Source organism: Actinomadura alba (genome assembly GCF_014323705.1).
GTDB classification, from domain to species: Bacteria; Actinomycetota; Actinomycetes; order Streptosporangiales; family Streptosporangiaceae; genus Actinomadura_C; species Actinomadura_C alba.
On the sequence record NZ_JABVEC010000011.1, the window covers coordinates 1 to 12,606 of the forward strand.

Annotated in this window: 17 protein-coding genes; 5 read left to right on the forward strand and 12 right to left on the reverse strand. The window is 69.1% G+C overall.

What is annotated here, in order from left to right:
• The 3 genes from HKK74_RS16030 to HKK74_RS16040 all read right to left on the reverse strand — a co-directional run.
• Positions 1-557 (reverse strand): DNA-3-methyladenine glycosylase I (locus HKK74_RS16030; RefSeq protein ID WP_187244026.1); only part of this gene is annotated, 557 nt, incomplete at its 3' end.
• On the reverse strand, positions 554-982 hold the full coding sequence (locus tag HKK74_RS16035) for an SRPBCC family protein (RefSeq protein WP_222722349.1): 429 nt from the start codon (positions 980-982) through the stop codon (positions 554-556). The genes HKK74_RS16035 and HKK74_RS16030, both read right to left, overlap by 4 nt.
• Entirely contained in the window at positions 979-1,521 is a 543-nt protein-coding gene (locus HKK74_RS16040) for a hypothetical protein (protein WP_187244027.1), read from the reverse strand. The genes HKK74_RS16035 and HKK74_RS16040 overlap by 4 nt, the downstream gene beginning before the upstream one ends.
• An 85-nt stretch (positions 1,522-1,606) precedes the next feature.
• Here HKK74_RS16040 and HKK74_RS16045 point away from each other — a divergent pair, with 85 nt between their 5' ends.
• Positions 1,607-2,233: a hypothetical protein gene (locus tag HKK74_RS16045; RefSeq protein WP_187244028.1), complete on the forward strand. Its 627-nt coding sequence runs from the start codon at positions 1,607-1,609 to the stop codon at positions 2,231-2,233.
• A 102-nt stretch (positions 2,234-2,335) separates the two neighbouring features.
• Positions 2,336-2,851 (forward strand): hypothetical protein, encoded by a 516-nt coding sequence (locus HKK74_RS16050; protein ID WP_187244029.1) that lies wholly within the window; start codon positions 2,336-2,338, stop codon positions 2,849-2,851.
• A 597-nt stretch (positions 2,852-3,448) separates the two neighbouring features.
• Here HKK74_RS16050 and HKK74_RS16055 read toward each other — a convergent pair.
• From HKK74_RS16055 to HKK74_RS16070, 4 genes are all read right to left on the reverse strand, one after another.
• Complete coding sequence (locus HKK74_RS16055; RefSeq protein ID WP_187244030.1) at positions 3,449-4,042, reverse strand: LOG family protein; 594 nt, start codon at positions 4,040-4,042, stop codon at positions 3,449-3,451.
• The gene (locus HKK74_RS16060; protein WP_187244031.1) at positions 4,042-4,842 is read right to left on the reverse strand and encodes an LOG family protein; all 801 of its coding nucleotides are present in this window, start codon (positions 4,840-4,842) and stop codon (positions 4,042-4,044) included. The genes HKK74_RS16055 and HKK74_RS16060 overlap by 1 nt, the downstream gene beginning before the upstream one ends.
• A gap of 152 nt (positions 4,843-4,994) precedes the next feature.
• A complete protein-coding gene (dapE, locus tag HKK74_RS16065; protein ID WP_187244032.1) occupies positions 4,995-6,050 on the reverse strand; it encodes a succinyl-diaminopimelate desuccinylase in 1,056 nt (351 codons plus the stop codon).
• Between the two features lie 49 nt (positions 6,051-6,099).
• A complete protein-coding gene (locus HKK74_RS16070) occupies positions 6,100-6,936 on the reverse strand; it encodes a 2,3,4,5-tetrahydropyridine-2,6-dicarboxylate N-succinyltransferase (protein WP_187244033.1) in 837 nt (278 codons plus the stop codon).
• A gap of 128 nt (positions 6,937-7,064) precedes the next feature.
• On the opposite strand from HKK74_RS16070, the gene HKK74_RS16075 reads away from it, so the two are divergent.
• From HKK74_RS16075 to HKK74_RS16085, 3 genes are all read left to right on the forward strand, one after another.
• A complete protein-coding gene (locus HKK74_RS16075; RefSeq protein WP_312881525.1) occupies positions 7,065-7,838 on the forward strand; it encodes a hypothetical protein in 774 nt (257 codons plus the stop codon).
• 68 nt (positions 7,839-7,906) lie between these two features.
• The gene (locus tag HKK74_RS16080; RefSeq protein ID WP_187244034.1) at positions 7,907-8,161 is read left to right on the forward strand and encodes a CopG family transcriptional regulator; all 255 of its coding nucleotides are present in this window, start codon (positions 7,907-7,909) and stop codon (positions 8,159-8,161) included.
• Positions 8,158-8,571, forward strand: coding sequence for a type II toxin-antitoxin system VapC family toxin (locus HKK74_RS16085; RefSeq protein ID WP_187244035.1), 414 nt, complete (start codon positions 8,158-8,160; stop codon positions 8,569-8,571). The genes HKK74_RS16080 and HKK74_RS16085 overlap by 4 nt, the downstream gene beginning before the upstream one ends.
• Positions 8,572-8,574: 3 nt before the next feature.
• Here HKK74_RS16085 and HKK74_RS16090 read toward each other — a convergent pair whose 3' ends face one another.
• The 5 genes from HKK74_RS16090 to HKK74_RS16110 form a co-directional block, all read right to left on the reverse strand.
• Entirely contained in the window at positions 8,575-9,717 is a 1,143-nt protein-coding gene (locus HKK74_RS16090) for an acyl-CoA dehydrogenase family protein (protein WP_187244036.1), read from the reverse strand.
• A 93-nt stretch (positions 9,718-9,810) separates the two neighbouring features.
• A complete protein-coding gene (locus HKK74_RS16095) occupies positions 9,811-11,442 on the reverse strand; it encodes a polyamine aminopropyltransferase (protein ID WP_187244037.1) in 1,632 nt (543 codons plus the stop codon).
• A 22-nt stretch (positions 11,443-11,464) separates the two neighbouring features.
• Positions 11,465-11,956, reverse strand: a complete 492-nt coding sequence (locus HKK74_RS16100) for a DUF350 domain-containing protein (protein ID WP_187244038.1) — start codon at positions 11,954-11,956, stop codon at positions 11,465-11,467.
• On the reverse strand, positions 11,956-12,153 hold the full coding sequence (locus tag HKK74_RS16105) for a hypothetical protein (RefSeq protein WP_187244039.1): 198 nt from the start codon (positions 12,151-12,153) through the stop codon (positions 11,956-11,958). The genes HKK74_RS16100 and HKK74_RS16105 overlap by 1 nt, the downstream gene beginning before the upstream one ends.
• Positions 12,150-12,557, reverse strand: a complete 408-nt coding sequence (locus HKK74_RS16110; protein WP_187244040.1) for a DUF4247 domain-containing protein — start codon at positions 12,555-12,557, stop codon at positions 12,150-12,152. Before HKK74_RS16110 ends, HKK74_RS16105 begins: the two co-directional genes overlap by 4 nt.
• Positions 12,558-12,606 lie beyond the last annotated feature (49 nt).

Consider the following 12,606-nt stretch of genomic DNA (forward strand, 5'->3'; position numbering starts at 1 on the left):
CGGCGGAAGCAGCTCTCGAGATGGTCGTCCACCAGACCGCACGCCTGCATGAGGGCATAGGCGGTCGTCGGGCCGACGAACCGGAACCCGCGCTTCTTCAGCTCCTTGGCCAGCGCCTTCGAACCGGGTGTGGACGCGGGCACGTCAGCGGAGGTCCGCGGCACCGGGGCCGCTGGATCGGCATACCGCCAGGCCACCGCGGCCAGCCCCTCGGGCAGCTCCAGCGCCGCCCGCGCGTTGGCGATCGCCGCCGTTATCTTGGCGCGGTTACGGACGATCGCCGCGTCGGACATCAACCGGTCGACGTCGTCGGCCCCGAAGCCGGCCACCTTCTCCGGATCGAACCCCGCGAACGCGGACCGGAACGCCTCCCGCTTGCGCAGGATCGTCAACCAGGACAGCCCGGACTGGAACGCCTCAAGGCACAGCCGCTCGTAGACACCCTGATCGTCGCGGATCGGGCGGCCCCACTCCTCGTCGTGGTAGGCCACGTAGTCGGGTGTGGAGATCCCCCATGGGCAGCGCGACAGCCCGTCGGCACCGGTCACCGCGTTCATGCGGCCAGTCTCCCGAGGCGCCGCAGCCCGAGCCGCATGAAGGCGCGGGCGATCGGGCCGATCACGACCCAGCCGACCCGGCCGAGAGGCCCGAGTGGGAGATCCAGGTGCTCCGCCCACACGACCACGCAACCGCCTTCCGGCAGCGGCGTCGTCTCGAACCACGCCTCACCGCGGACGAGCCGGCCGGTGTGACGCACCGCCACCCGCCGCCCGTCCCGCCACTCCGTAATGATCATCGTGTCGAGGAAGCCGATCGGGCCGGCGCCCGTCCTGCCCTCCAGGGTGGCACCGACCTCATGCCCCCCGCGTGCGGTCGTGAACGGCATCCACTCACCGTGCCGGTCCCAGTCCGTCAGCACCTCGAAGGTCCGCTCGGCCGAGGCCGCCACCCCCTCACTGACGCGTGCGAGGACCCGGCTCAACGGTCGCGCCCCGGCTCGTCCGCCGCGGTGTCGTCCTTCGAGGTGACCGGCGGGTCGAGCTCCGGGGTCACCGGCTGGTCGAGCTGTTGGTCGTAGGGCGAGTAAGTGCCGTACGACTCATGATCCGTACCCGCCGGCCGGATCTCGGGAGGCGACCACGCGGGCAACTCGGCGGTGGCACTCGACGAACTCTGCGGCTCTCGCGTGAGGTTCCACCGGATCGGCTCCTCCCTCTCGTCCCCGAGCCGCCGGCGCAGTTCCGCGAGCTGCTGTTCGAGCACGGCGATCCGGGTGTCGCGCTGCGTGACCGCGATGGCGAGCCGATCCAACGCCTCGTTGGTGATATTGGCGTGGTAGCCCCACACGCCCATGGGAAGGCGCAGCAGCGCCGCGTCGGGCCCGGTGAGCCGATCGTTGCCCGGCAGCGCGAGCGGCGGGTGATCGGGATGGGTCTCGGCCAGCTCACCGCCCATGCCCATGGCAAGGATGATCACCGCGCCCAGTACGGCCATGCCCGCCAGTGCGATGGCGAGAACCACGATCAGACTCCTAACTCACGCTCTGGTGACGCCTGCCGGCTCGGCCTCGCGCCCTCGGCGCGACGATCGTGCCACGATCGGAGGCATGGAGTTGCGGCTTGGGTCCCATGCGTTCAGTATCAGCGATTTCATAATCTATGTCGCTGATGTCGACGCCGACGCGATGCCCCGGGCCGCCCAGCTCGCCGAGGTCGCGCCAGACCCGGAACTCGTCACACGGGTCCGCACCGAGCACCCCGATCTGGTGATCGCCGTGGCGGCACCGACACCCATCGCGCACGCCTGCGTGGAGGCCGGTGCCGCGCTGCTCGTCGGTGACCACCTGACCACAGTCGCCGCCGCCACCGGCTCCGGCCTGGTGTCCTCCGAGCCGGAACACGCCATCTCGCAGGGCGTACGTCCGGACGGGTTGATCGTCGAGGCGCGGTCGGTCTCGGACGCCGAGGAGCACGTGCGAAGCGGTCACCCGGTCCTCGTCACGCCCGCGAGCGCATCGGGTGTGGGATCTCCCTCGACGCGGGTGCCGGCCGCCCCGGCGACCTCGGACACTGACGCCGCGGCGCTGGCGGCCGTGACGGTGTACGCCTGGATGGGCGCCCGGATCTTCCGCGTACCGGCCCGCGACGCGGCGGCGACGAGGGAGTCACTGGACATGATCGCTTCGATCAAGGGAAGCCGCCCGCCCAGCGTGTCCCGCCGCGGCCTGGTCTGACCCACCTCGGCAGGCGAGCCGCGTGGCACTCGCGCATGGGCATGGGGCCCCACGCCACCTGGCGCGAGGCCCCGATGCCCGGCGATCTCCTGGCACAAGATCATGCCGTTGTCGACCAGATCAGTCGATTATGGGCATCTCTTCGTCTCCCATGGGCATCTCTTCCTCTCCCATGGGCATCTCTTCCTCTCCCTGGCCTTGCTGCTGGGCCTGCTCCTGCTGCTGACGCTGCGACTGTTCCTGGGCCTGCTCCTGCTGCTGACGCTGCGACTGCTCTTGCGCCTGCTGCTGACGCTGGCTCTGCTCCTGACGCTGGGCCTGCTGCTGACGCTGGAACTGCTGCTGAGCCTGCGCCTGCGCCTGCCGCTGAGTCTGCGCCTGCTGCTGACGCTGGAACTGCTGCTGAGCCTGCCGCTGAGTCTGCGCCTGCTGCTGACGCTGGAACTGCTGCTGAGCCTGCCGCTGAGTCTGCGCCTGCTGCTGACGCTGCATCTGCCGCTGCGACTGCTCTTGCGCCTGCTGCTGCCGCTGGAACTGCCGCTGAGCCTGCCGCTGAGCCTGCCGCTGCGTCTGCCGCTGCGTCTGCCGCTGCGTCTGCCGCTGCGTCTGCCGCTGTAGTTGCGATTGGCGCTGTCTCTGCGCCTGTCGGTCACGAGGGTTGGGTGGGGGCTGTATCCGCCATCCCGCAGCGTGGTTATGGGATACAGCGATCTCGGCTTCAGAGTTCGCCGAGGCCGTGGCCACGGCCGGATCCATCATCAGCGCAGTCGCTCCGGCGAATACGAGGCCGGAAGTGAAGACTGCCATGCGCTTGCGAATTCCCATGGAAACTACCTCCTCAGGAATTTCGAGCCCGCACAGGTCGAGCATCGGAGTGTTGCAGAACAGGGTCTCTTTCGAGGACCCTGAAAATGGGTATCGTATCTACTCAACGCACCCACTTAGCTTCATTTGAGCCCACCCGACATATGTTCGCAATCCCCTGCCCCGCATCGATTCCACGAAACCGGTGGCGTACGACTTTGCTTCGTTTTTCGGCCGCTCGACGGCATGACTCGTCACCGGTTGGCCATCTGAACGTAAGACTATTGACCCGGAATTTACCCATTACCGTCGTGCGGAACATCGCCGCATGACAAAGCACCATGAAGTGTCAAGGACGGCGAGAAAGCGAGCGCCGTGCGCCGATCGGAAGGGGATCGCGCCGAATGACGATCAACCGGTTTCGGATTCGGCGTAGTCCTCAGCGGTCGGTTGGATCGACACGGGAGACTTCGCCAGCAGGTCGAAAGCCTCGTCAATCGACGCGGTCCAGCCGACCGCGTCGAACACCGTCGGTCGATTGAAGCCCTCTTCCAGCAAATGCGTCATGAGGCCGCGCAACGGCTCGTACAGCCCGTACGGATCCAGGATGACGAGCGGCCGGTCGTGCACGCCGAGTACCCGCGTCGTCCAGATCTCGAACAGTTCCTCCAGCGTGCCCAGACCACCGGGCAACACCAGGAAAGCGTCCGAACGGCGATCCATCTCGGCCTTCCGGGAGCGCATGTCCTCGGTCACGACCAACTCGTCGCTGTCCTCGTCGGAGATCTCAATGCGAACCAGGTTCTCGGGGATGACACCGACGGTACGGGCGCCACCGGCCCGGGCGGCACCGGCCACCGCGCCCATGCACGACACCGTGGCCCCGCCGCTCACGAGCGTGTGCCCCCGGCGGGCCAGCTCAGCGCCGACCTCGGTCGCCAGCTCCAGATAGCGCTGATCGATCCGGCTGCTCGAGGAACAGAACACACATACGGCCAGGCCCATCAGCTTCCGTTCCCACCGGCCTCCGCGGCCTGCCTCACCGCGTTCTCCTCGGCCTCCATCTGCTGCGCGCGGGCGTCCGTGATGATCCGTACGACCTCGGCGGGGTCGTCCGTGAGATGCAGCAGGTCCGGGTCCGCCGGCGAGATCTTGCCGCTGGGCAGGAGGGTGCTGCGGACCCAGTCCAGGAGCCCGCTCCAGAACTCGGTGCCGACCAGGACGATGGGGAACTGAGTGATCTTCTTGGTCTGAACGAGCGTGATCGCTTCGAACAGCTCGTCGAGCGTGCCGAAACCGCCGGGCAGGACGACGAACGCCTCGGAGTACTTCACGAACATCGTCTTGCGGACGAAGAAGTAGCGGAACTCGATGCCGATGTCGACATAGTCGTTCATCTTCTGCTCGAAGGGCAGCTCGATGCCGAGGCCGACCGAGACCCCTCCGCCTTCCAGGGCGCCCTTGTTACCGGCCTCCATGATGCCGGGGCCGCCACCGGTGATCACCGCGAAGCCGGCCTGGACGAGCTGCTTGCCGATGTCCACCGCCAGCTCGTACTCGTCCGAGCCCGGCTTGGTGCGGGCGGAACCGAAGACGCTGACCCCCGGGCCGAGCTCTGCGAGCAGCCCGAAGCCCTCGACGAACTCGGACTGGATGCGCATGACCCGCCATGGGTCGGTGTGCAGCCAGTCCGGCCGGCCCTGGCTGTCGAGCAGGCGCTGGTCCGTCGTGGTCTTGGGCACGGCTTGACCGCGCAATGTCGCAGGCCCCTGGCGGCGGGTGCCGGTGTTCACGTCCGATTCCATGCCCCATACCGTAACCCTCGGGCAAGGGAATGCGGCGGCCGGATCGAGGAGCGAGCGAATACGCGCAGCGAACGCTCATGGAAGATCCGGCGAAGCACCCCTCGGGGGTCCGCACCGCCTAGACCGACGCGCCGCAGCGGAGAGCGACCGGCTCAGGACAGCCAGGTGTGCATGCGTTCCTCGCAGGCGAATATCCGCGGGATCTCGACGTACTCGCCCTTGGTGTGGGCGAGGGTCGGTTCTCCGGGCCCGTAGTTGACGGCCGGAATACCGAGCTCGGCGAAGCGGGCGACGTCGGTCCAGCCGAGCTTGGCCTTCGCTCCCCCGCCGACGGCCTTGACGAAGGCGTCCGCCGCGGGGTGATCGAGCCCGGGACGGGCGGCCGGCGCCCCGTCCGTGACCGTGACCTCGAAGCCCGAGAAGACATCGCGCAGATGTGCCTCGGCCTCGTCGAGGGACTTGTCGGGCGCGAAGCGGTAGTTGACGGTGACGACGCACTCGTCCGGGATCACGTTGCCCGCGACTCCCCCACTTACGAACACGGCGTTGAGACCCTCGTGGTACTCCAGCCCGTCCACGACGGGGAGGGCGGGTTCATATGCGCGCAGCACGTCGAGGATCGCGCCGGCGTTGTGGATGGCGTTGGAGCCCATCCACGCGCGGGCGCTGTGCGCCCGTTCCCCCGGGGCCCGCACCTCCACCCGCATGGTGCCCTGGCAGCCGCCCTCGACCTGGGCGGACGTGGGTTCCAGCAGAACCGCGAAGTCGCCTTGGAGCAGCTCGGGACGGGTACGGGCGAGCCGGCAGAGCCCGTTGCGCTCCGCCTCGATCTCCTCACAGTCGTACACGACGTAGGTGATGTCGCGGCTCGCCTCCGGTAGCGTCGCCGCGAGCCTCAGCAGCACCGCCAGGCCGCTCTTCATGTCCGTCGTGCCACAGCCGTACAACCGGTCGCCCTCGACCCGCGACGGCAGATTGGCGTTGATCGGGACGGTGTCGGCGTGGCCGGCCAGCACGACGCGCTCGCCGTGGCCGTACGAGGTGCGCGCGACGAGCGAGTTCCCGTCCCGTTCCACCGTGAGGTGTGGCAGCGCCACGAGCGCTTCCTGTACCGCGTCGACGAGCGGCCCCTCGCGGCCGCTCACCGACTCGATGTCAACGATCGCTCTGGTCAGCGTCGCCACGTCGGCAGAAAGATCGAACCGCATGACGGCCAAGCCTACTGGAGTCCGTCTCGCCGGCCGCGGGCCCGGTGCGTCAGGCGTTCACGCCGTGTTCGCGAAGGATGTCGTTGAGAGCGAGCTTGTCGTGCTGCTGACCCTCCTCGAGCCGCTTGAGCACGAGCAGGCACGGCATGCCGAACTCTCCGCCCGGGAAGCTCTTGGTACGGGTACCGCCCACGCAGACCGACCAGGAGGGGGCCTCGCCGCGAGCGAGTTCTTCGCCGGTCTCGACGTCGAAGACCCTCGTGGTGTTGGTGAGGATGGCTCCGGCGCCGATCTTGGCGCCCCGGCGCACTCGGGCGCCGTCGACGACCATGCACCGCGAGCCGACGAACGCGTCGTCCTCGACGATGACGGGCACGGCGTTCGGCGGTTCGAGAACGCCCCCGATGCCGACGCCGCCGGACAGGTGGACGTTCTTACCGATCTGCGCGCAGGAGCCGACCGTCGCCCAGGTGTCCACCATCGTGCCGCTGTCCACATAGGCCCCGATGTTGGTGAACGACGGCATGAGCACGACACCGGGGGCGAGGTAGGACCCCCAGCGGGCGATCGCCCCGGGAACGACCCGCACGCCGTCCAGCCGGGTCTTGAGCGGGATCCGGTCGTTGTGCTGGAAGTCGCCGACCTGGGACCGCACCATGCCGAGGACCTTGAAGCTCATCAGGATCGCGCGCTTCGCGCGCTCGTCGACGATCACCTCGTCGGAGGCCGGATCGACGAGGGCCACGCGGGCCTCACCGGTGTCGATCTGGTCGACGGCGGCCACGATGGCCGCCCGGGCCTCACCGTCATCGGGCGTGAGCTCGGTCCGCCGCTCCCACAGCGTGTCGATGTCGCTGGAGAGGGGGCTGGTGAACGTTTCGGTCATGGCGCGAGCCTATCGGGAGGCGAGGATCGCACAGACGGCGTATCCGCCCGGCGGCCAACTCCCGGTACGGTCGTCTCGTGGGTCGTTGGGACGCGCGCCGTTTGCGCCTTATTGGAATCACTCTCGCCGTGGCAGTCGGTCTGAGCGTGGGCGGCTATGCGCTGTTCAACCGGGTCCGCCCGTACCTCCATGGGTCCAACTGCGAGGTGCAGACCGCACTCGGCAAGGAACCCCTCGACCTCGAGCAGGCGGCCAACTCCGCCACCATCGCCGCGGTGGCCTTCCGCAAGAACCTTCCGGAGCGGGCCGTGGTGATCGCCTACGCCACCGCCATCCAGGAGTCGCGCCTGCGCAATCTCGCCGGCGGCGATCGCGACTCGGTCGGCCTCTTCCAGCAGCGCCCGTCCCAGGGGTGGGGCGCCGTCGAGCAACTGCGCGACCCGGTCTACGCCTCGGGCCGGTTCTTCGACTCGCTGAAGAGGGTCAAGGACTATCTCGACCGGGACCTCCACGACGCCGCACAGAGCGTCCAGCGCAGCGCCGACGGCACCGCCTACGCCCAGCATGAGGATGAGGGCAAGATCCTGGCTCAGGGCTATACGGGCCGACGCCCCGCCGCCGTGCGCTGCTGGTTCTCACCGGACAAGCGCACCAAGCCTCGGCGCCCGGAAGCGATCCGCGAGCTGCGCCGGGCCTTCGGCCGCCTGAAGCTGGCCGGCGACGCGGTGATGATCGAAAGCCCGCGGTCGGGCTGGTCGGTGGCCTCGTGGGGCGTGTCCCATGCCCAGGCGTACGGCCTGAGCGAGGTCCGGTACGCCGGCAAGCGCTGGGTCGCCGAGGACGGCCACTCGGGCTGGCACGACGACCCCAAGGCTCCGAAGGACCGCGTCATCATCCGCTGAACCAACTACGCTCCGAGGACCGCGACGGCGCGCGACCCGCTGGTAGCATTCGAGGTAGGATAAATCGCATGAGCGAACCTACCCAGAAGTACTCGATCACACTGCCGCGGGACATCGCCGAGGCGGCGCGTGCTCGCAGCGGCCCGTCGGGCTTCTCCGGCTACATCGCCTCCGCCGTCGCCCGCCAGATCGAGCGCGACGACCTCAACGAGCTCATCAGTGTCGCCGAAGCCGAGCACGGGCCGATCAGCGACGAGGAGATCCAGGCCAAGCGCGATCTCTTGCGCGAGGCCCGCCGGCAACACGGGTCCAGCGCGGCATGACCCGTCCTCGTGCCGTTCCCGGCGGCACGCTCGTCCTGGACAGCGAGGGTCTGGCCAAGGCGGTGCTGCGCGACCGCGAGGTGACCGGATGGCTCGCCCTCGCCCTGGCCGACGACCTGCGGGTCATCACCAGCGTCGCGACGCTCGTCGAGGTCGTCCACCCTCGCATCAACCGCCCCGCCCTGGAGTGGACGCTCTCCCACATCGTCGTCGAACCGGTCACCGAGGCCGTCGCCCGACAGGCTGCCGCGCTGCTGTCCGAGGCGGGGCGGCATGGCCACAGGCACGCCATTGACGCCATGCTGTCGGCCACAGCGCTGGCGGCCCCCGGCCCCATCACCATCCTGACCTCGGACCCCGACGACATCGCGGCCCTGTGCGGTCGGCACGCCACCGTCATCAAGATTTGAGGATCAGACGCCGAGGCTACGACCGATGATCTCTTTCATGATCTCGGTGGTGCCGCCGAAGATGGTGTGGATCCGGGCGTCCTGGTAGGCCTTGGCGATCGGGTACTCGGTCATGTAGCCGTAACCGCCGTACAGCTGAACGCACCGGTCGACCACCGTCTTGAGCAGCTCGGTGTTCCAGTACTTCAGCATCGCGGCCTCTTCGGCGGTCAGCTCGCCGGCGGCGTCGGCCAGGACGCACTTGTCGGTGAACGCCCGCGCCACGGTCAGTTCGGTCTTCATCTCGGCCAGCGTGAACCGGTTGTGCTGGAACTTCCCGATCGGCCGGCCGAACGCCTCACGGGTCTTGCAGTACTCGAGGGTCCGCTCGAAGGCGGCCTCCGCCCCGGCCACCGCGGCGGCGCCGATCGACAGGCGCTCGCGCGCGAGGTTCTGCATCAGGTAGATGAACCCCATGCCCTCCTCGCCGAGGAGGTTGGCGCTGGGGACCCGCACGTCGTCGAAGAACAGCTCGGCGGTGTCCTGGGCGTGCAGGCCGACCTTGTCCAGGTTGCGGCCGCGCTCGAAGCCCGTCATGCCGCGCTCGACGATGAGCAGGCTGACGCCCTTGGCGCCGGCCGAGGGGTCGGTCTTGGCAACGACGATGACCAGGTCGGCCAGGATGCCGTTGGAGATGAAGGTCTTGGACCCGTTGAGGATGTAGTCGTCGCCGTCCCGCACGGCGGTGGTCTTGATGCCCTGAAGGTCCGAACCGGCCGACGGCTCGGTCATGGCGATGGCGGTGATGATCTCGCCGGAGCAGTAGCCGGGCAGCCAGCGCTGCTTCTGCTCCTCGGTGCAGAGGCGGATGAGGTAGGAGCCGTTGATGTCGTTGTGCACCGCGAAACCCGGGCCGTGCGCCCCGGCCCTGGCCAGTTCCTCGTCCAGGATCAGGTAGTAGCGGAAGTCGGTGTTGCCGCCCCCGCCGTACCGCTCGTCGACGTCGATGCCCAGCAGCCCCTGGCGGCCCGCGGCGAGCCACACGTCGCGGGAGACGACGCCGTCCCTCTCCCACTGCTCGTGGTGCGGCGTGACCTCCTTGGCGATGAAGGACCGCACCATGTCGCGGAAGGCCTCGTGCTCCTCAGTGAAGATCTCGCGCCGCATCGTGGGTCCCTTCAGGCCGAACGACCGGTTCATCGGTAACGTACCAGTTACCTCTCGCGAAACCGAACAAGATTCGGGTGGTGGGCGACCCGGTCAGAGGTCGCGCCACTCCTGGCGCTCGTAATCGATGATCCGCGGCTTGACCAGCGTGTTCACCTCGACCTCGCGATGGCGCAGATCCCGGCCGAACACCATGGCGGCCGTGAGCACGCTCTGGTCGAGGAAGCGCAGCGAGGGGGCGTCGGCCGCGAGCCGCAGCGGCGGCCGCGACGGCCCGGTCACGGCGAGGACGTAACCCCAGTCGCCGAAGCTCGGGACGTCCACGTGGTACGGGGTGGTGGCGAATCCCGCCGCCCGGATGCTCTTCTCGATGCACCAGTACGACGTCGGAGCGAAGAACGGCGAGCCGGACTGGACCACCATCCGGCCGCCCGGTGCGAGCACCCTGCGGACCAGCCCGTAGAACTCCACCGAGTACAGCTTCGCCGTCGGCACGTCGTCGGGGTCAGGCATGTCCACGATCACCGCGTCGAAGCCGGCGGCCGCCCCGGCCGCCGCGGCCTGGTTCCCGGCGGCCGCCTGGACCCCCGAGGGCCCGGGATTCGCTCGCAGCCAGCGGAAGGCGTCCTCGTTGACCACCCGCACCCGGGGATCTGCGAGCGAGCGGCCGTTCAGATCCGCCAGGCCACCGTACGACCTGGCCAGGCCGGTCATCTCGGGATCGAGCTCGACCAGCGTCACGGCGCGCACGTCCCGGTAGCGCAGCACCTCACGCAGCGCCAGGCCGTCGCCGCCGCCGAGGATGAGCACCCGGCCGCGAGACCCGGCGAGCGCCGGGTGGACCAGCGACTCGTGGTAGCGGTACTCGTCGACGGACGAGAACTGCAGGTCCCCGTTGAGGAACAGGCGCAGGTCGGGGCGGCCCGAGAGCGCCACCGACCGGGTGATGACGATCTCCTGGTACTGCGTGCGGCGGGCCAGCGCGATCGGGTCCCGGTAGAGCGCCTGACGCGCGTTGACCTCGAAACCGTCCGCCAGCGCGTACGTCCCGGACAGCACGGCGATGACGACGGCCATGCCGCCCCACAGGAGCAGCCGGGCACCACGGCGCACCTGGCCGCGGAACAGCCACAGCACGACGGCGATGCCCGCGACGGCGTTCACCATCCCGACGATCAGCGCGCCCTTGATCTGCCCGAACACGGGCAGGAGCAGGAACGGGAAGGCGAGCCCGCCGACGAGCGCGCCCACGTAGTCGGCCGCGAACAGATCAGCGACGGCGCTGCCCGCCTCCTGCCGCCTGATGCGCTGAAGGAGCGTCATCAGCAGCGGGATCTCGGCACCGATGAGCCCGCCCACCACGAACGCCACGACGACGAGCGCGGGCGTGTAGAGGTCCAGCCAGGCGAACGCGGCGTACAGGCCGAGCACCGACAACCCGCCGAGCAACGCCAGCACGCCCTCCACCAGCGCGAAGGCGGCGACGGCGTGTTGCTGGAACGGCTTGGCGGCCAGCGACCCCACGCCCATGGCGAAGACCATCACCGACAGCACGATCGACGCCTGCGTGATCGAGTTGCCGACGAGATAGCTACCGAGCGCGACCAGGGCCAGTTCGTAGACCAGCCCGCACGCAGCGCACACGAAGACCGCCGCGAGCACGAACGCCCTGGCCGGTCGCATCGAGACCCGGACGGCCTGGTGCGTCGCCCCCGATTCGGTCATCGCGTGATCCAACGAGAGGAGGTCAGGAGATCGCGGCGGCGATGATCGCCGCGGTGGCCAGGTCGGTCGCGGCGACGACCCAGCACGCCGGGTGGATCCCGGTGCCGGCGGTGGCCCGCGACGTCGCGGCCGGCGCGTCGCGCTCATCTCCGGCGTCGCCCGCCACGGTCTCCACGACGATCGCACCGAGCCGGCCGGGAGTGATCGCGTCGAGCACGATGAACGCCAGGCTGGTCAGCACGATGCCGAGCACGCCGTAGACGACCGTCGAGACGAGACCCTCACCGAGGGTGTCCTCGCTGGTGAGGATCGCGGTCGTCACGATGGCCCCGACACCGAGCAGCTTGGCGGCGAGCACCAGGCCGGCGCCCCGGTTGCGTTCGGCCCAGATGAGCTGGCCGAGCTTGCCCGGCGTCAGCAGGTCGACCACCAGAAAGCCGAGCGCCATCAGGCCGACGCCGACGGCGCCGTACGCCAGGGCGGCGCCTCCTTCGTTGATGAGGTCTTCGAGCATCAGCGCGCACTCCTGTCGTATCCGGTCCCGCCCCGCGTCGTGGCGCGGCGGCTGTGCATGACGGCGCCGGCGCTCCACGCCGGGCCGCCGACGATCATGATGGTCCCGGCCCCGAGCGGTTCCGCGATGGCCGTTCGGTGGGCGAGATCCGAGGCGACGTCCAGGTACGCCCCTGGTGAGCGGCCGGCGTCACTCACTTGCCCGCTCCCGGCCCGCCACCGCGGAAGCTCGAGATGCGCCCGTCGGGGCCGCCCCAGCGCGCGCCGACATAGCTGTAGTACCGCCGGAAGCCCCGGTCGGCGTCGTCGACCGTGATGCGGCTTCCCTGCACTCCGTCGGGGAGCACCGCGACGATCACCTTGGGATAGCGCAGGAACACCCCGGACGGGTCGTAGATCCGGTCCGCCGGCCGGTGCTTACGAGAGATGTCCGACGCGACCTTGGTCGGCATCCCCGAGGCCCGGAAGGTGTCCGCCGCCGTGCGGGTGTAGTTCTTGGCGATCCAGCCGCGCGGAGAGGAACCACCCGAGACAAGCGCACCCACCAGCGCGATGACTCCCAGGCCGGCCACCAATCCGCCCGCGATATACCACTTCTTCACTGTCGGGTTCCCGTCTCTCGCTTCCCGCTCCTGGTGCGCGGTGTCGTGC